Genomic DNA, 18,188 nt, shown 5'->3' with positions numbered 1-18,188 from the left:
CGGGCCAAGGCGCGGGCTCTGCCGGCGGCATTCTCTCGGCAGGGGTGGATGGCACCAAGGTCGGCGAGGCGGTGGCGCGCGAGTGGCTCGTCTGAATTAGCGCAGGGCTAGCAAACGCTCTCGAGCGCGAAACGCGGGGCTTTATTGCTGCGAGCAAAGTCTCTGGATGTCAGCGGGGATGGGTACGGCGCGAATGCCACGTGAACCATCTGCTTTCGGCGCAGAAAATACGCGTATCTCAATGCACGTCATGATGGGGGTTTCGCCACGCTGGACTCGGTGTTCGTGGACGAAGCTCTTGTTGCGCCACTCGGTCACGGTGGTGTGAATTTCGAGCGTTTCTCCGTAGGTGGCGGTATTGAAGAACCTCGCCTGGGTGTCCACCAGCGGCGTCCCGTTGACTCCCCAGATCCGCTCGGCTTCGTCCCAAGAAGGAACGCCGCACTCCACAAAAAAATTGCGCGACGCCGCATCGACCCAGCGGAAAAAGTTGGGAAACCAGACGATACGGGCCGGGTCGCAGTCGCCGAACTCGACCGGTATCTTCATGACCACGGTTCGTGCAGGGACCGCAGGGGGCGTAGGGGTCGCTTGCATGCTTTTTAATCTTCTTTCGACAATTCATCCCACCAGACTTGAGCCTGTTCTGGAGCCATGGTGGCACTTGCGCAATCCAGGAACTTGGCGCGCAAGGCTTGGTTGTCCAGGGGCCGGCTCGCGTGGCCCAGCGCCCGCGTGACGGGCTCCGAACGGACTTGCAGGCCATCCGCCAGCGTGACGAGGACCTCGTCATGCGGCGAGAACAGTGGCTCTGTCGCATCCACCGCGTCCCAGACAAGGACCTCCACACGCTCCATCAACTGCCGTATGACAGGGTCGTGGACCGCGTCATCCGTCAAGTCGGCAAGACCGACGCGACCACGTGCAAATGCGCAGGCCATCGCAAAGGGCACGCTGAACTTGGCATCAAGGGCGCTCGCGGGGATCCCGGGGCGTAGCATTCCGACCTGCTGGCGGCCCAAGCGGACGGCAATGTGATCTGGTGTCGCGCCCGCCAGTTGCTCGCGCAGCTGCAGCGCCGCATCGGTGGCGCGGTGCAAGGCGTAACAGATCGGATAGCGCTTGATATTGAGGCCAGACGATTCAATTCGCCAGCGGATGCCCACTTCTGGCGGCCCGTCCAGACGCGGCCGACCTGCGGGCGACAGCGCCACCAGCAGCCCGCGCGGCCCTTCTATCGCATCAGCGGCGGCCGTCACGCCTTGACGCGCCAACCTGCCTGCGAGGATGCCGTTCTGCGCCGCCCAGCCGACCTGCAAGGGCTTGGTCATGGACCCGAAATTTCCGACCAAGCCCGCTGACATCGAGGCGGCCAGACCCAAGGCATGCCGGGTGCGCTCGGCGTCTAGCCCCAACATCCAGGCCGTGGCGGCCGCAGCCGCCACACATCCGAAGACGGCCGTTGGATGCCAGCCTTTGCCGTGACGCGGCTCATCGCGCTCGCTCAATTCAGCCCATACCTCATACCCGGCCACATAGGCGCACCGGGCCTGCGTTTTGGAGCACCCCAAGGACTCAGCCAATGCGGTGACCACCGGGGCCAGGATGACGCTGGGGTGCCCATCTAGGCCAGTGTCGTCGTAGTCCAGCGCGTGGGCAGCTGTCACATTGATCATGGCCGCATGCGCTGCATCGGCCCATCCCCGGTCCGCCAGCACACGACTCAAACCCGGACGGTGCTCGGGGAAGATCTGAAACAGGGCCAGGGCGTGGCGAACGACCTCCTCATCGCGCCCTGCCAGCAGCACCCCGGCGCAGTCGATCATCCCGCGCTGCAAGGTGCTGTGGGCAGTGGGCGGCAGGTGATCCACCTGCAACTGCGCCACCCAGCCAGCAAGGCCGGCAGTCAAACCGGCAGAGGGCGCGGCAGGAGGCGCGACCGATTCCATGTCAATAAGACCGCGGCAAACCGAGGACGTGCTCGGCCACATACGACAGGATGAGGTTGGTGGAGATCGGAGCCGTGCGCTGGACCCGGCACTCGCGCCACTTACGCTCGACGTCGTACTCCCGCGCGTAGCCAAATCCTCCGAATGTCTGCATGCAGGCCTCGGCCGCCTCCCAGGCCGCCTCGGAACTCAGGAGCTTGGCCAGGTTGGCTTGCTCACCGCAGGGCATTCCCGCTTCGAACATTTCACTGGCATGGCAAACCATCAGTTCGGCAGCCTGCGCAGCGGCATAGGCCTTGGCGATAGGGAACTGGATGCCTTGGTTCTGCCCAATTGGCCGGTTGAAAACGACCCGATCATTGGCATAGCGGACTCCGGCACGGGTGAACCACTTAGCGTCTCCGATCGATTCATGCGAAACCAGGATCCGCTCAGCGTTCATGCCGTCCATGATGTGGCGCAAACCCTTGCCCTCCTGACCTACCAGGCTGCTGGCGGGGATGCGCATGTTGTCGAAGAACACTTCCGTCGTGTTGTGGTTGATCATGACCTTGATCGGCCGAATGGTCATGCCGTTGCCGACCGTCTCGCGCATGTCCACCAAAAACACCGACAGGCCGTCGGTCCGTCGCTCGACCTCCTCCAAGGGCGTGGTCCGAGCGAGCAGCAGCATGAGATCCGAATGCAATGCGCGAGAAGTCCAGATTTTCTGGCCGTTGATCACGTAGGAGTCTCCATCACGCACCGCGCGCGTCTTGAGGCGGGTGGTGTCGGTGCCGCTGGTAGGCTCGGATACGCCGAAGGCCTGCAGGCGTAAGGTGCCCGCGGCGATCTGCGGCAGATAGGTCTCTTTTTGGGCCTGGCTGCCATGGCGCAAGAGCGTGCCCATCGTGTACATCTGCGCATGGGTGGCGCTCGCGTTCCCACCACAGGCATGGATTTCCTCTAGCACGACGCCAGCCGCGCGCAGCGGCAGGCCGGCGCCCCCGTACTCCTGCGGAATGAGCGCGGCCAGATACCCGGCCTGGGTCATGGCCTGAACGAAATCGGTGGGATAGGCGTCCCGCTCGTCCAACTCACGCCAATAACTACCGGGGAAGTCGGCGCAAATACGGCGTACCCCGTCACGAATTTCTGGGTAGTCGGCACCTGGGAGTGTGACGGTTGCGGTGTGTGTCATGAGCAATCTACTAAGGCAAGAAAAAAAGGGGGCGTTGAGCAGTCAGGCCGCCGCGTGATGGCCCGTGGGAAGGCCTGCGCGTGAGAGAGCGCCAAACATGGGCACATCCCCCAAGGCGGCGGCGACCTGCCGTCGGACCTCCAGCAAGGCGACCAAGTCGATCCCTGTGCGCAGGCCCATCGACTCGAACAGGAAACAAAGGTCTTCCATCACCACATTGCCACTGGCCCCTGGCGAGTGAGGGCAACCGCCCAGACCGCCGAGCGATGCATCGAATAAGCGCACGCCGCAGTCGAAGGCGGCCTTCGCATTGGCGATTCCCAGGCCCCGCGTGTCGTGGAGGTGGGCGCCCACCGGCAGATCGCCGGTTTCACGCATCACTGCGCGGAACACCTCTTCCACCTTCTGAGGATTGGAATAACCCACTGTATCAGCCACCAAGACCTCTTCAGCGCCAGCAGCCACCAGGTCCGCTGCGCATCTGCGTACCTCGTCGACTTCGATCTGGCCTTCATAGGAACAGCCCAGTGCGGACGACAGTCCCGCGGAGATGAGCACCTTGCCCTTCAAGCCGGCCGCATCACGCTCGTGGACGATGCGCACCAGATCGGCGAGAGACTCTTCGCGCGGACGGCGCACATTCTTGAGGTTGTGGGTGCGACTGACAGACATGACAAAGTCCAGCTTGTCCACGCCTAGCTCCAGCGCTCGCTGCGCGCCCTTCAGGTTGGGAACAAGGGCCACAGTCGTCAGACCCGGCAACGCTTTGGCCGCCTCGATCACGGCCTGAGCGTCGGCGAACTGCGGCATCAGCTTGGCAGGCACCAGCGAGGTGACCTCCATTTCACGCACGCCAGCGGCAAACTCGGCCCGCAGCCAGTCAATCTTGACTTCAGTCGGCACCTGGGCGGCAATCATCTGGAGTCCGTCGCGCAGCCCGACTTCACGCACCCGCACATCGATGGGAGAAAACACCATAGTTTTTATTGGCCTGTGAATCGCGGTTTGCGCTTTTCGTTGAACGCGAGCACACCCTCGTGCCGGTCCTGGGACGACACCAGCCGGTTGTACGCTTCGATTTCAAAGCGCGAGCCGGTTCGTACATCACTTTGAAGTCCGAAGTGGATGGACTTTTTGGCTTGGCGCACCGCCAATGGTCCGTTGTTGGCGATTTCCTCGGCGCAGACAAGTGCCGCAGGCATCAGGTCAGGCAGTGCATGGACGGCATTGAACAAGCCCCAGGCGAGGCCCTGCTCGGCGCCGAAGGGGGCGGCGCGAAGAATCAGCTCTTTGGCGCGCCGCTCACCCACCGCACGCGCCAGGTTCTGCGTGCCACCGCCACCGGGCATGATGCCCAAGCGCACCTCCGAGAGGGCGCACCGTGCATGGGAGGCGGCGTAGATGAAGTCACAGGCGAGGGCTGTCTCCAGGCCGCCGCCGTAGGCCACGCCGTTGAGGACGGCAATGACCGGGACCGGCACGTCGAGCAGGTGGAAGTACGCCCGCTCGAAGATTTCGTGCTGCGCACGCCATTGCGCGTCCGTCATGCCGCTGCGCTCTTTCAGGTCACCGCCTGCACAGAAGGCACGATCACCGACGCCCGTGAGGATGACGCAGCGAATATCCCCTGCGTCATGAATCAAGGATGTCCACAGCGCGTTGAACTCTTCACCCATTCGGGTCGTGATGGCATTGAGCGCCTGAGGCCGATTGAGCGTCACCCGCATCACGTGGGGGGCCGGTTCATCGATCAACATTGTTTCAAAGGACTGGAAACTCATTCGGAAGAACTCCATGAAGCGAGCAGGTCTTGGATCGAACCTGCCTCACCCAGGGCGGGCGCAGCCGACCGGGGCTCGGGACGTAAACCGTCGAACTGGACAGGGAGCCCCACCAAAGGAATCGAACTGCCTGGCGGTGTCTGCAGCAAACCCATGGCCTGCGTCTGCGCATGCGCAAGCAGCTGGGCGGTGTCTTGGACTGGCGCGCAGGGAATGCCTGCCGCCTCCAGTGTGGCCGTCCATTGGGCGCTTGTGGCCTGCAGGAAGCACGGCTCGATGAGCGCGTAAAGCGCCTGGGCGTGGACAACGCGCTGGGGATTTTCTTTGAACCGCGGGTCAGCGATCCACTCGGGGTGACCGAGGACGCGCGCCAGGGCAGCAAAGAGGGTGTCGTTTCCGGCCGCAACCACAAGATCGCCATCAGCCGTGCGGTAGGCACGGTAAGGCACGATGCCCGTTTGACCCGATCCGTTCTTGCCTGGCATCGCCCCGCCCGCGAGGTATTGCGCGGCGAACATCGACATCCATCCTGTCGCCGTCTCGAAAAGCGAAACATCCACCACACCGCCTTCGCCCGTCGTACGGCGCTTCAGCAGACTCGCGAGAATGCCCATCGCGGCCCACATGCCGCAGCCCATGTCAATGATGGAGGGGCCCACCCGGACCGGTGCGCCGCCTGCTTCGCCCACAACGCTCATGACTCCGGCAAAGGCCTGCATCAGCGGGTCGTACCCTGGGCGGTCCGCGAGAGGCCCGCGATTTCCGAATGCGCCCATGTTGCAGTACACCAAGCGCCCGTTCAGCGTGCGTAGCGCGTCTGCGCCTAGCCCCAGCTCAGCGACCTGGCCCGGGCGCATGTTCTGAATCACCACATCGGCGTGGTGAACGATGAAATCCCTCAAGGCCCCGACCTGGCCGGGCTCACGCAAGTCGGCGACCACGGAGCGCTTGTTGCGGTTCATCGCCTGGAAGGTGGCGGCGGCTCCGTCTACAAAAGGAGGGCCCCAGAAACGCGCGTCATCGCCGCGGGCTTTTTCGATCTTGACGACCCGGGCGCCGAGGTCACCCAGGATCTGGCTTGCAAACGGTCCGGCAATGCTGTGACCGAGTTCCACCACGGTCGTACCCGAGAGCGGCAGCTGAGCGGCGGGGTCACGCGGGGTCATGGATATCTAGCATTTTCGGCACTATACGTTCGGACATTCGGATGTTAGGCTAGAGGACAATCGAGGTCAAACATCGGAGCGCACTGCCTTGCCCCCTCCCTCTTCTCGCTTGGTTTCGTCTGCGCCGCGTTACCAGCAAGTGGCTGAAGAACTGCAAAACGCCATTGCGCGAGGCGACCATCCGGTGGGTGGTCTTTTGCCGCCAGAGCCGCAGCTGTGTAGCCAGTTCGGCGTTTCCCGCCACACCTTGCGGGATGCGGTGCGAATCCTGTGCGACATGGGCATGCTCCATCGCCAACAAGGCGTAGGGACCCGAATCAAGCGCACACAACCGCAGCAACGCTTTGTTGCCACGCTGGATTCGTTGGGTGACCTGATGCAATACACCCAGGAGACACGCCTGAACTTCCTCGGCAGCAGATGGCTCGAGGTGAAGCCGCCCCTGTCCGAGTGGCTGGACTGCGCGCCGGGTGAACGCTGGCTCGAACTGGACACCTACCGCGCGCCGCTGGAAGAGGACACGCCCCTTGCGCACATGAAGGTTTATGTCCGCCCGGAGTGCGAGGGCATCGTGAAAGATATCCGCGACGGCGATGGACGCGCGTGGATCTATGGCTTGATCGAACAACATGGCGGGGAGCCGATCTTGCAGGTGCGCCAGACCGTCAGCGCCGTGGCGATGCCCAAAGAAAGCGCGAGGGTTCTCCATGTGAAGGGCGGCTCGCCGGGGCTGCAGGTCCGTCGGCAATATGCGGGAGCGGACCGTGTCTTGTCGATTTCGGTCAACTTCTACCCGCTGAATCTTTTTGAATTCATGACCACCTGGCGCCTGCGCGAGGCAAGCCCGGATCCGCTTGGCTAAACCGACATCACAGCGCATCAGCTTGAGCGGGGTCGGCGGACGAATCGAATAGGCTGCTCCGGCACGGGCCGAGGCGCCGCGCCGTGCTCACGGAGAACTTGGTCCAGTGCCTGGCCCGCTTCATCTTGCAAGGCGGCTTCGCGCATGCGGGCCACCGTCTCCGCAAGACTGTCGTCCTGAGTCGGCTGCGCCGACAAATACGCAAGGATGTGCCGCAGATTGGCCTGCCCGCGCTCGTTGGTACTGCCGTATCCCTTGATCAGCCGTCCGCAACGCGCGACCTCCAGGGCCAGCACCGGGTGATGGTTGGCAGCCACTATCACCCCCTCAAGCCAATTCAGGATATGGAGCTGCTCCGCGCGAAAGCGGCTGCCCAGGGGGCGCAGCACGCGCGCGGCAGCCAGCGTGCGCAACACCAGAATGCCCCAGAGCGAATGCGTGGCGACCTTGAGTGGCAGCGACCATGCGCTACGGCCCGCCTCGGCACGACGCCGATCCCATTGCAGCAAGCGCCGGCCCAATGACTCAGGAAGTAAGCCAGCGATCTCGGGGATGCCGGGCTTGAAAAAGTCATACACCTTCACCAGGTCGTCTTTGCCAGCGCGCACTTCACGGCGCACACGCTCCATGCGCGAAGCCCGGCTCTTGAGATCCGCGACGCGAAAGATGTCGTCAAACGACATCCACAGCGCCAACCACCGCGCGACCTCGCGCGTCACAGCGAAGCGGCTATCCGCCTGGGAGCGTTCAACAGCCAGAACCCTTGCCACCCGATCCAGATAGACCTGTGCGTAGGCCTTGCCCTGGAACTCGTGAACACGCCAGTAACCCAATGCGAGGATGTCGTGCGTCTCGTGCGGAAAATCTGCCGCCACATCAGGTGGCAGCGCCTGCCCACTCGCAGCAGCCTGAGCGATGCGCGCATCCTGGGGCAGCCCGCCGCCCTGAACGCCCGGCGGCACTGTGGTCACCGTCGTTGACGTGACATCCCCGCCCAACGCGGCATAGCCCAGGGCGAAGCCTTTTTGGCTGGCACGGGCAGAGGCCCCTTCGCCCGCGAGGACCGCCTCGAAATGTTCACGACCAAAAGGCAACAAACCACTGGCTGCAATACAACCGAGCATCACGGCGCTGACGATGGTTCCCGCCTCTTTCGTGAGCGTGGCCATGTCGACCAGATGATGGGTTCGCGCATGGGCCTTGACGAGCGGGGCCAGCGACTCTGTGTCGCGCCGACCATCCCCCATCACCATTTTTTCTGCGGTTGTGAGGGTTCGGCCCGAGTGGCTGATCACGAGCGTACGGTCTGGCGACACCAGCCCGTTGCCGATCTGACGCGTGGTTTCGAGCAGCTCCGAAGAGACCAGGGCGTCGAGCCGCCCAGGCAGCGGATTGAGTCCCAAGACCGGCCTACGCGCGCCCAGGGAAGCCAAGGGTACGGGGAAAAATTCAAGGTAGTAAGTGGTCGCGCCGGTCCGCTGCGCGACCCCGGGAATCGATGTCGCCTGAACCGGGTAACCGGCATGCCGAGCCACATTCACCAGCCACTCCGCCAAGGTCCCGCCACCTTCGCCACCGAGCGCGCAGATCAACAATGAAATAGGCTGTGTCATGCCGCAGATCCTTGGACGAGGGCGCGCACAGCGCCGTGCCAACCGGCACGCAGCCGCTCGTGCCACCGCGGGTTCTTGATGACCTCTGCACGATAGAACGACGGGCACAGCGTCGCGGCATGGGCATTCTCACCACAAAGACCGCACCCGACACAACCGTCGATCACCGTTGCCACCGGGTCGGCCTTGAGGGGGTCGGGGTTGTCCTTGAGCGTCAATGTGGGACAACCTGACAAGCGGATGCAGGCGTGGTCACCATTACAGACGTCCTCGTCGACGCCATAGCGCACTTGCTCCACGCGCTTTCCGCGCGAAAGCAACTGGGCCAGCCAGGGCTTGATCCGTCGCTGCCTTTCGAGCTGGCACTCGCCTTCGGCGACGACCACCTTCAGGCCATTGAAGGGGGTGGTCATTGCCTCGGTGAGGGTAGCCCGCATCCCATGGACATCGTAGGAATTCACGGTGCGCAACCATTTCACACCCAGGCCGCTGAGTGTCGATTCAATCGTTCGGTTGGTATGCGCCAAGCTGGCGCGTTTGTCGGGCGCACCCGACTTGGCCGCCTCGTCGGGGGTAGAGATGATGTCCTGCGTACCGGTGGCTGAGGTGTAGCCGTTCTTGAAAATCAGGAGCACGGCGTCGTCACCGTTGAACAGCGCGCTTTGCACACCGGTCAACAAGCCGTTATGCCAAAAGCCTCCGTCACCCATGATGGAAATCGCCCGGCGCTCCATCAAGGGCGATACGCCCGCCCGACTCGCGAGGCTCATGCCATAGCCCAGGATCGAGTGCCCCATCGAAAACGGCTCGAAGGTCGCCAGCGCGTGGCAACCAATGTCGCCCGCAATGTGAACCGCGCCAATCTCTTGTTGCGCGAGCTTGAGCGCCGAGAAGACAGGCCGCTCCGGACAACCGACACACATGGCCGGAGGACGCGCCGGCAGGGGAGCCGGCAAGGACTGCACGAGCTGATTGCGCCGCTGGGCATTGGCATCGAGCCACGCCGCAGTGGCCGGGGGGATCGCATCGGCTTGATGCAGTTGCAGAAATTGACGCAGGCCTTGGGCCATGGCTTCGGCGGTGTATTCGCCGCCGCGCGGGAGGACGTCCTTGCCATGCAGAGGGGTGTCGACACCGCTGCGCCGCAGCGCCAGCGCCAACTCCTGCTCGATGTACTCGGGTTGGCCCTCTTCAAGCAAGAGAACCGCCCGCTTTCCCTCGCAAAACTTCACGAGGTCCTCGGGGACCAGCGGGTAGGTCACGTTCAAAACGTGAATCGGCAAAGCCGACTGGCCAAACGCGTCGGCCAGATCGAACTGCTGCAGCGTGCGCACCAGCGTGTTGTAGAGACCGCCTTGAACAATCAGACCAATATCTTGATGAACGTTGCCCTCAAAGGTTTCATTGAGGCCATGTTCACGAATGTAGCGACGGGCTGCGGGCAAGCGCTGTTCGATCTTGCGCTTTTCGTGGATGAAGGTCACGGGCGGGTGTGCCAGCCGCATATAGTCGAAGACACCCGGGTCGGCCATCAATTGACGGGTGGAAACATCAGGCGACACATTGTCGCGCGCGGTAAAGCTTCCCCGGACATGGCAGGCGCGAATGCGTAGCTCCATGAGTACAGGCATGTTGCTGGCCTCACTGAGCGCGAAGCCATGCTCCACCATGTCCACCATCTGGGACAGGTCGGGTCTCGGATCGAGCAGACACATGCACGACTTCAGCGCGTAAGCGTGGGTGCGCTCCTGGATCACGCTGGCGCCCTCACCGTAGTCCTCACCCACCACAATTAGCACCCCGCCCACGACGCCGGGAGACGCCAGGTTGGACAAGGCATCTGCCGCCACGTTGGTCCCGACGATGGACTTCCAAGTCACAGCGCCACGCACAGGGTAGTGGAGCGAAGCACCGAGCATCGCTGCGGCCGATGCCTCGTTGGAGCAGGCTTCGACGTGGACGCCCAACTCCGCCATGTAGTCGCGTGCCTGCACCATCACGTCGAGCAGGTGCGAAACCGGCGCGCCTTGATAGCCCCCGACATAGGACACCCCCGACTGCAGCAGCCCCTTGGTGATCGCCAGGATCCCCTCGCCATGAAACGCTTGGCCCTCTCCCAAGCGGAGGGACTTGATCTCTTCGTGAAACGATACTTCCATGGCGGGTGATCCAGGTGGTTGTGCTTGCTAGCGGCGAAGGCGCGCGAAAGGCTCTCCTCCTCGGAGGCGAGAGCCTTTCGCTGACGGTCGCTTGGGTACTTGTGTTACTGGGGCTTGACGCCACCCGCCTGAATTGCCTGGGTCCAAGCGGCTTTTTCGGCACGCAGCATGACGCGGAAGTCTTCAGACGAGCCCACCACAACCTCGGCCCCTGCGCTGGTCAACCTGTCGCGGACTTCGGGCGCTTCAACCGCTTTGCGAATTTCTGCATTGAGGCGGTTGATGATGGCCGGCGGTGTGTTGGCTGGCGCAAAGAAACCCTGCCAGGGATTGCCCATCTCAATATTCTGGAAGCCCGCTTCAACCAAGGTGGGGACGGTCGGCATGGCGGCCGAGCGGCTCTTTCCGAGGAGCACGACCGGGATGGCCTGCCCGGCTTTGACCTGAGGCGAGACGGTAGCCACCGTGACACTGAGCAAAGGAATCTGCCCCCCCACCAGGTCGTTGAGGGCAGGCGCACCCCCGCGGTAGGGAATGTGGTTGAACGGCAGCTTGGAGGCCACCTTGAACAGTTCCACGCTCAGGTGCTGAATGGTTCCAGGTCCGGCCGTTCCGTAATTCAGACCTTTGTTCGCAGCGCCGTAGGTGGCCAGGTCGCCAACTTTCTTGATATTGGCGCCGGGGTGAGCCACCAGCACCAGCGGGAGATTCACGACCTGGGCAATGGGTACAAAGTCACGCTCGGGGTTGTAGCTGAGGTTCGGCATCAACAGCGGGTTGATGGACATTCCGCCGGCCTCACCCAACAGCAAGGTGTAGCCGTCCGCAGGCGCGCGGGCAACCGCCTCAGAAGCTAGCGTGCCACCGGCCCCCGCGCGATTTTCGACCACGACCGGCTGGCCGATGTTCTTGGACATCTGCGCACCGACAGCGCGTGCCACGGTATCCGTGATGGCGCCAGGCGCAAAACCAAGAATGATGCGAATTGGCTTGTCGGGGAACGTAGCCTGAGCGTTCGCAAGATTCGCGACGCCCATAAGCAAGCCGAGCGCCAGGGCGATCGAGCGACGTGGGATGGTGTGCATGCATGTCTCCTTCTAGGTGGTGTTCGCGGCTCGGCGCAGCGAACGGGGCTTGGGTGAACTATCTCTGTGGAACACTTTAGCGGATCAAATCAGCCCGCTTTATCCTCGCCGTCGGTCAGCACAACGAGCGCATCGACCGCCGTGAAAACGCCGGGGCCAACAAGCAAAGGATTGATGTCAATGGAATCGATGGAGGCTTCGTGCTCGCGTAAAAACCGGCGCAGGTTCGCAAGCAAGCCCATCACCTGTTCGATCGCTGCGTCCAAGGGTTGGCCCGAGAACTTTTCGAGCGCCCTTGCCGTGAGAGACCGCGCGAGCTGGTGCCGAATTCGTGCATCAGGATGGTCAATATGAAACAGATCGACCGTATCCAGGGTTTCGGCGAGGAGCCCTCCCAGGCCGACCATCAGGAAACGTCCCAGGCCGGGCTCACTCGTCATGCCGACAATGAGCTCCAGGGGCGCCTTCAGCATCGGCTGGACGATCCATGTCGTACCTGCTTCATCGAGGTGGTGCGCGCGCAGCTGGCTTCGCATGCCCGCCATGCGGGTGCCCAACTCGGCGTCGCTGCCGATCGCCACGGCCACGAGGCCCAGGTCATGCTTATGGGCGACGCCCGGCGCCAACGCCTTCAGAACCACCGGGTATCCCAGGGTACGAGCGGCCGCCTGCGCCTGTGCGACATCCCGCGCGGCGTGCGAGGGGACGACAGGAATTCCCGCCGCAGCTAGGAGCTTCGCGCTCTCCAGTTCGGTCAGTAGGCGCGGCGCTCCGGCGCGCACAGGCTCAGGGAGCATGGCCGGCGATACCTCACCCCATTCGCGGTCATCGGCCAGCTGCCCAAAGGCGGCGGCCAAGCTGTCGAGACAGGCAGCGGTATCCCGGAACACGGGGATACCGGCGTCGAGATAGCGGCGCTCCATCGCGGCCCCAAGCCCACCGGGCGCAAGTACGGCAATCGGAGCCGCGCATCGGGCTCGCCGCGCGGCCAGCGCCGCCAAAAGTGCCTGCGCCATCCGGTCATTGGCTGCGATATGGGCAAACGCCAGCGTCGGCCCGAAATAACCCGCGGCTTCGACGATGGCGTACGTCGGATCCAGCAGGCTCCAGTCACCCAGCGAGCCTGTATCGATGGGATTGAGAATCGGCGCAGAAGTCGGCAGCGCGGCGAGGCGAGATTCAACCTCGGGCGGCCAGTGTCCGTCCGCCTGGCCAGCCAGCACCATGCCGCGCACCGTGGTCATGTCGGCCAGGATCGCGCCGCCCGCGCCGGAGGTCGTCACAGCAATCCAACGATCGTCCTTTGCCGCGAGGGCGCGCTCGGCCTGCGGCCTGGCGGCAGCCTGGGCGAGCAGAGCGCAGGTGCCCGCCAAGGCCTCGATGGTGGCGACACTGGCCACACCCGCAGCATCGAAAAGTGCGTCGTAGGTGCGCGCCTGACCCGCCATACGACGCGAGTGCGCCATCGTGGCCAAGGCCCCGCGCGACGAACGACCGACCTTCAAACCGACGACGAACTTGCCTCGCTTGCGCGCCTGAAGGCACAAAGCGCGAAAGCGCTCGCCATCGTCCAGGCCCTCAATCACCAGGCCAATCACCTGCGTGTGCGGATCGTCGATCAGCCAGGCCATGACCTCCGTCATGGAGATGTCGGCCTCATTGCCCACCGGCACGAAGCGCGCCAGTCCGCAGCCGACATCGACGAGCCGCCGGGCGACCGCATCGAACAGGGCGCCAGAATGGGAAACGACTGACACAGTGCCCAAGGGAAACACCTGGCTGTGCGATGAGTTGTAGCCAAGACTGAGTCGGTCGGGAACGCTCAGGATGCCGTTCGTGTTCGGGCCCAGCACGCGGATACCCGTGCGCCGCGACCACTGCGCGATCTGGTTCTGGCGGGCCAATCCATCGTCGTCGCCGAGTTCGGCGAATCCACTGGCCCCGATGATCACTGTGCTCACGCCGGCTTGCTCGCAATCGGCGAGTGCAGCGGCCACTGCGGAAGCGGGTATCGCCAAAAAAGCGCAATCGACCGGTGTCTGCGGCTGTTGTTGGCGCATGTCCACCAAGTTGGGAAACGAAGGCAAGCCCTCGATCAGTTGGGCGGACGGGTTGACGGGGATGATGACGCCAGGAAATCCGCCCTTTTGAAGGTTCACCAGCACGCTATGGCCGAGTTTTCCCGGCGTGGCCGACGCACCGTATACAGCGACGCCGCGCGGCTCGAACAGGGATTGCAGCGAATGGCGGGAGGGGTTCATGTGAGGGATTTTTGAAATGTGTCTGGCATCAGGAGGGCCAGCTCGCGCAGGTTGTCGGGCGCCATCGCGCGACGCCCCGACTCGACGTCATAGACAAGATTCACCACGCCTTGGTTCAGGCGAGCAGGAAGCCCGGCCGATTGCAGGGCGTGCACGACAAAGCCGTTGATGTGATCGACTTCCGTCCGACCCCGAGCCTGGAAGTCGGCCACCATTGACAGGCGCCGCGCGCCGAGCGCCGCGCCATGCCGGGACAGGCACTGGTCAATCGCGTCCTCGTCGTGGGGGTGACGTGACACCCAGCGGGCCGCATCGATCCCCAGAAGAGGCTCGACCCGCGCGCCGGATACCTCGGCCGCAGCCAATACCTCGCGGGCGATCCCTGCCATCAGCCGCCTGGCCAGTTCATGCGAATGGAGTTCAGAAGCCGTCAACCCCGAAAGCAGCAGCAAGGGATTGGCCATCGCATTGAGGGCCAGTTTCATCCAGCGATAGCCAGGAAGGTTATCCGTGCGGGTGGCCAGGCCACACAGCGCAAACAGACTCACCAGTTCTTCCAGCTTCAAGGCGCTCGCCCGGCCCGCGTCCCAGGCTCCGACACGGAACGTGTCCTCGCCCTGGAGGGCCTCGACACGGCCGGGGGCCACCAACCGCGCTCCGTAAACCATGGTGCAACCGAAGATCTGGTCCAAGCCAACCGCTTCGGCCAGGACATGTTCGTTGATACCGTTCTGACAAGACACCAAGACGCCGCTGGGCTTCAGCAGGCGGGCAGCGACCGGCGCGACCCGCGCCGTCTGGTCGCTGCGCACGGCCACGAGAACCACATCGAATTGATCGCTCACCGGAGCATCTAGCGCGTGGGCCCGAAGCCGAACTGTGCCTGTTTGGTGCCCCTCGGCGCATTGCAGCCCGACGCGATTGATTGCGTCAACGTGCGCGGGCCACCCATCGAAAAGCACACAGGCCACCCCATTCTTCGCGAGGTGGAACGCGAGTCGGCACCCAATCGCGCCCGCGCCAACGATGGCGATCGACAGTGAAGCGCTGTGGGGAAGCGAGGGTAGCCCTGCCATGCCGGACGATCATATGAACATCCGGATGTTTAAAGGCTATGGTTAACCCTGGTATCTCGCGGGGCCATAAAAAAGCCCAGCGCCATGCGCTGGGCCCATCGAACAGCCTGGCGCGAGAGGCCAGGCCAAGCCGCCCCTTAAGAGGCGTTGTTCTGCAAAGCCGCGATGCGCTCTTCGATCGGCGGGTGGGTGGAGAACAGCTTGCCCACGCCCGAGGTGATGCCCAAGGCCTGCAGGCCTTGCGGCAGCTGGCCGGGCACCATGCCACCCAGGCGGGCCAGGGCGTTGATCATGGGCTGGCGCTGCCCCATCAGCTGGGCGGCGCCGCGGTCGGCGCGGAACTCGCGCTGACGCGAGAACCAGGCCACGATGATGGCCGCCAGGAAGCCCAGCACGATGTCCAGCACGATGGTGGTGACCCAGTAGCCGATGCCGGGGCCGGTGTTCTCTTGGTCATTGCGGCGCAGGAAGCTGTCGACCGCGTAGCCAATCACGCGCGAGAGGAAGACAACGAAGGTATTCATCACGCCCTGGATCAGGGTCATGGTGACCATGTCACCGTTGGCAATGTGCGCCACCTCGTGGGCAAGTACAGCCTCGATTTCTTCGTGCGTCATGTTTTGCAGCAAGCCGGTGGACACGGCCACCAAAGCCGAATCGCGGAAAGCGCCCGTGGCAAAAGCGTTGGGATCCCCTTCAAAAATGCCGACTTCGGGCATGCCGATGCCGGCTTTGTCGGCCAACTTGCGGACGGTGTCCACGATCCAGGCTTCATCAGCGTTGGCCGGTTGTTCAATGAGTTTCACGCCCGAAGACATCTTGGCGATCCATTTGCTCATGAGCAAAGAAATGATCGCACCACCAAAGCCCATGATCAGCGCAAAGCCGAGCAAAGCGCCCAGGTCCAAGCCGTTGGACGTTAAAAAGCGGTTCACGCCCAGCAAGTTGGCGACGATGCCCAACACCAGCACGACGGCCAGGTTGGTCACAATGAATAGAAAAATGCGTTTCATGTTGAGTTTCACTTTCACCCGAAAGACGCGGGCACGTTGTGAGGGATATTAGGGGGTTGGACTGCAAAATCAATCCGACGGCAAGATTTCCGAATTGGCGTACGGTTTTTCTGCCAGGCGCTGGCTTCTTTGGGGGCGAAAAACGCTGGCATCGGCGTAAAACGCTGGATCTTCGTTGGCCAGCCACCAACCGGGAACCCCCAGCATAGGCAAGGGACTGAAGGGCTTGCGGGCCAGCTTTTCAGGCGTGAGGTCTTGCGCCAGCCAAGCGTCGAGGTCAGCGTGCGCCACGCCTTGCGGGACGCGCCACAGGTGCACGGTGATCGACTTGTAGGGCTGCACCGCTTTTTCGAGCGCGGCGTGACCAAAAGCCCAAAGGCATGTAAGTGCCCACTCGCTGCGCAACCCAAGGAAAGCATCTGCCCATCGGTGCTCGGTCAAGGCAGACCACACGGCATCGGAGGTCTGGATCAGCAGCGCATTTTCGTCAAATACCGTGGCGGCGTCGCGCACTGGGCCGCGCACCTGGCCCACCCCGGCGCGGGCGATTTCTCGGGATTGCAACTGGTTCAGGCGTTTTTTGGCCTGCGGGAAATGCATCCAGCACAATGCATTGAAAAAGTCGTGCAGGCCTTCGCGGGTGGGCACCTGGCCGGCGGCGAAGATGAAATCTTCGTAGGCCTGACCTTCGGGCAAATCGGCTTGCGGCACAAAGCGCACAGGGGCAAAGCCCACCGCGTTCAAGGCCTCAAGCTGAGTCGTGCCCGCCGCCACTTGGCACGCGATGGGCTCACCCACCGCACGCCAGTCGGCCAGCCAAGGCGCATCCCAGTTGATGTCGGGCACACTCAAGCTGGAAGCTGGCGCACAGCGGCGCCCAGCCCTGTTGGGGCTCAACCCGACACCAGACGCCACGGCAGGCTTTCTCCGGAACGCAGGGGCTTGAGTTCGGCCTCGCCAAAAGGAAAGCTTTCTTCGGGCGTCCAGCTTTCGCGACGCAGGGTGATGGTGCTGGTGTTGCGCGGCAGACCGTAAAAATCAGCTCCAAACCAGCTGGCAAAGCCTTCGAGCTTGTCGAGCGCACCTGCCTGGTCAAAGGCTTCTGCATACATCTCGATGGCGGCATGCGCGGTGTAGCAACCGGCGCAACCACTGGCATGCTCTTTGAGGTGCGCCGGGTGCGGGGCGCTGTCGGTGCCCAAGAAGAAACGGGCGTTGCCGCTGATGGCCGCCTGCATCAAAGCCAGGCGGTGGGTTTCGCGCTTGAGCACGGGCAGGCAGTAATAATGCGGGCGCATGCCGCCCAAAAACAGGGCGTTGCGGTTGTACAGCAGGTGGTGCACGGTGATGGTGGCACCCAAATTCGCGTCGCCTGCAGCCACATAGTCGGCAGCTTCTTTCGTGGTGATGTGTTCCATCACAATTTTCAGACCCGGGAAGTCCCGGCGCAGCGGGATCAGGTGCTGCTCGATGAACACGGCTTCGCGGTCAAACAAGTCGATGTCGGACGAGGTGACTTCGCCGTGCACCAGCAGCAGCATGCCTTCGCGCTGCATGGCTTCGAGGACAGGGTAGATTTTGCGCAGGTCGGTCACGCCCGCGTCGCTGTTGGTCGTAGCCCCTGCCGGGTACAACTTGCAGGCCACAACACCTGCGGCTTTGGCGCGGGCAATTTCTGCCGGGGCCAGGTTGTCGGTCAGGTACAAAGTCATCAATGGCTCAAAGGCCACGCCTTGGGGCACAGCCGCCAGGATGCGGCTTTTGTAGGCCAGTGCCTGCTCGGCCGTGGTCATAGGCGGCTTGAGGTTGGGCATGATGACGGCGCGGGCAAATTGCGCGGCGGTGTGTGGCACCACCACGTTCAGGGCGGCACCGTCGCGCACATGCAAGTGCCAATCGTCAGGGCGTATGAGGGTGAGTTCTTGGGTCATGGGGCGTATTGTCTCAAACCTGCCGGCTGCTTTTGTGCGGCTGCTTGGGTGCCCGAGGTGGGGTCACGGGCCGGGGCTCATACTCGCTTCGCTCGCCAAATCGCCCCAACCC

At 63.3% G+C, this 18,188-nt stretch carries 15 protein-coding genes; 1 reads left to right on the top strand and 14 read right to left on the bottom strand.

All coding sequences use genetic code 11. The features are described 5' to 3' along the window. Positions 1-141: 141 nt before the first annotated feature. The 6 genes from QE494_RS08765 to QE494_RS08740 are packed head-to-tail and all read right to left on the bottom strand — an operon-like array spanning position 142 to position 6,076. Positions 142-549 (bottom strand): thioesterase family protein, encoded by a 408-nt coding sequence (locus QE494_RS08765; protein ID WP_300042549.1) that lies wholly within the window; start codon positions 547-549, stop codon positions 142-144. Between the two features lie 53 nt (positions 550-602). Next, entirely contained in the window at positions 603-1,910 is a 1,308-nt protein-coding gene (locus tag QE494_RS08760) for an MmgE/PrpD family protein (protein ID WP_300042548.1), read from the bottom strand. Positions 1,911-1,950: 40 nt separating this feature from the next. Beyond that, the gene (locus QE494_RS08755; protein WP_300042547.1) at positions 1,951-3,129 is read right to left on the bottom strand and encodes an acyl-CoA dehydrogenase family protein; all 1,179 of its coding nucleotides are present in this window, start codon (positions 3,127-3,129) and stop codon (positions 1,951-1,953) included. Positions 3,130-3,171: 42 nt separating this feature from the next. After that, the gene (locus tag QE494_RS08750; protein ID WP_300042546.1) at positions 3,172-4,107 is read right to left on the bottom strand and encodes a hydroxymethylglutaryl-CoA lyase; all 936 of its coding nucleotides are present in this window, start codon (positions 4,105-4,107) and stop codon (positions 3,172-3,174) included. Between the two features lie 5 nt (positions 4,108-4,112). Then, positions 4,113-4,910, bottom strand: coding sequence for an enoyl-CoA hydratase-related protein (locus QE494_RS08745; protein ID WP_300042545.1), 798 nt, complete (start codon positions 4,908-4,910; stop codon positions 4,113-4,115). After that, positions 4,907-6,076 (bottom strand): CaiB/BaiF CoA-transferase family protein, encoded by a 1,170-nt coding sequence (locus QE494_RS08740; protein ID WP_300042544.1) that lies wholly within the window; start codon positions 6,074-6,076, stop codon positions 4,907-4,909. Before QE494_RS08740 ends, QE494_RS08745 begins: the two co-directional genes overlap by 4 nt. 88 nt (positions 6,077-6,164) lie before the next feature. Here QE494_RS08740 and QE494_RS08735 point away from each other — a divergent pair, with 88 nt between their 5' ends. Next, on the top strand, positions 6,165-6,938 hold the full coding sequence (locus QE494_RS08735; RefSeq protein ID WP_300042543.1) for a GntR family transcriptional regulator: 774 nt from the start codon (positions 6,165-6,167) through the stop codon (positions 6,936-6,938). 17 nt (positions 6,939-6,955) lie between these two features. Here the strand turns inward: QE494_RS08735 and QE494_RS08730 are convergent, their stop codons facing one another. The 8 genes from QE494_RS08730 to pyrC form a co-directional block, all read right to left on the bottom strand. Next, positions 6,956-8,551, bottom strand: a complete 1,596-nt coding sequence (locus tag QE494_RS08730) for an indolepyruvate oxidoreductase subunit beta family protein (RefSeq protein WP_300042542.1) — start codon at positions 8,549-8,551, stop codon at positions 6,956-6,958. Then, entirely contained in the window at positions 8,548-10,710 is a 2,163-nt protein-coding gene (locus tag QE494_RS08725; RefSeq protein ID WP_300042541.1) for an indolepyruvate ferredoxin oxidoreductase subunit alpha, read from the bottom strand. Before QE494_RS08725 ends, QE494_RS08730 begins: the two co-directional genes overlap by 4 nt. Before the next feature lie 104 nt (positions 10,711-10,814). Continuing rightward, on the bottom strand, positions 10,815-11,795 hold the full coding sequence (locus QE494_RS08720; RefSeq protein WP_300042539.1) for a tripartite tricarboxylate transporter substrate binding protein: 981 nt from the start codon (positions 11,793-11,795) through the stop codon (positions 10,815-10,817). 89 nt (positions 11,796-11,884) lie between these two features. After that, positions 11,885-14,056, bottom strand: a complete 2,172-nt coding sequence (locus tag QE494_RS08715; RefSeq protein ID WP_300042538.1) for an acetate--CoA ligase family protein — start codon at positions 14,054-14,056, stop codon at positions 11,885-11,887. After that, positions 14,053-15,132 carry a ketopantoate reductase family protein gene (locus tag QE494_RS08710; protein WP_300042537.1) on the bottom strand — a complete coding sequence of 360 codons (1,080 nt, stop codon included), beginning with the start codon at positions 15,130-15,132 and terminating at the stop codon, positions 14,053-14,055. The genes QE494_RS08715 and QE494_RS08710 overlap by 4 nt, the downstream gene beginning before the upstream one ends. Positions 15,133-15,269: 137 nt before the next feature. Next, a complete protein-coding gene (gene htpX / locus QE494_RS08705; RefSeq protein WP_300042536.1) occupies positions 15,270-16,145 on the bottom strand; it encodes a protease HtpX in 876 nt (291 codons plus the stop codon). 69 nt (positions 16,146-16,214) lie between these two features. Beyond that, positions 16,215-16,991 carry a DUF3025 domain-containing protein gene (locus QE494_RS08700; RefSeq protein ID WP_300042586.1) on the bottom strand — a complete coding sequence of 259 codons (777 nt, stop codon included), beginning with the start codon at positions 16,989-16,991 and terminating at the stop codon, positions 16,215-16,217. A 47-nt stretch (positions 16,992-17,038) separates the two neighbouring features. Then, entirely contained in the window at positions 17,039-18,076 is a 1,038-nt protein-coding gene (gene pyrC, locus QE494_RS08695; RefSeq protein ID WP_300042535.1) for a dihydroorotase, read from the bottom strand. Between the last annotated feature and the right edge of the window lie 112 nt (positions 18,077-18,188).

Origin of the sequence: Ramlibacter sp. (assembly GCF_029866045.1) — a bacterium.
Classification (GTDB): domain Bacteria; phylum Pseudomonadota; class Gammaproteobacteria; order Burkholderiales; family Burkholderiaceae_C; genus Ramlibacter.
This window is presented reverse-complemented; position numbering and strand designations above follow the sequence as displayed.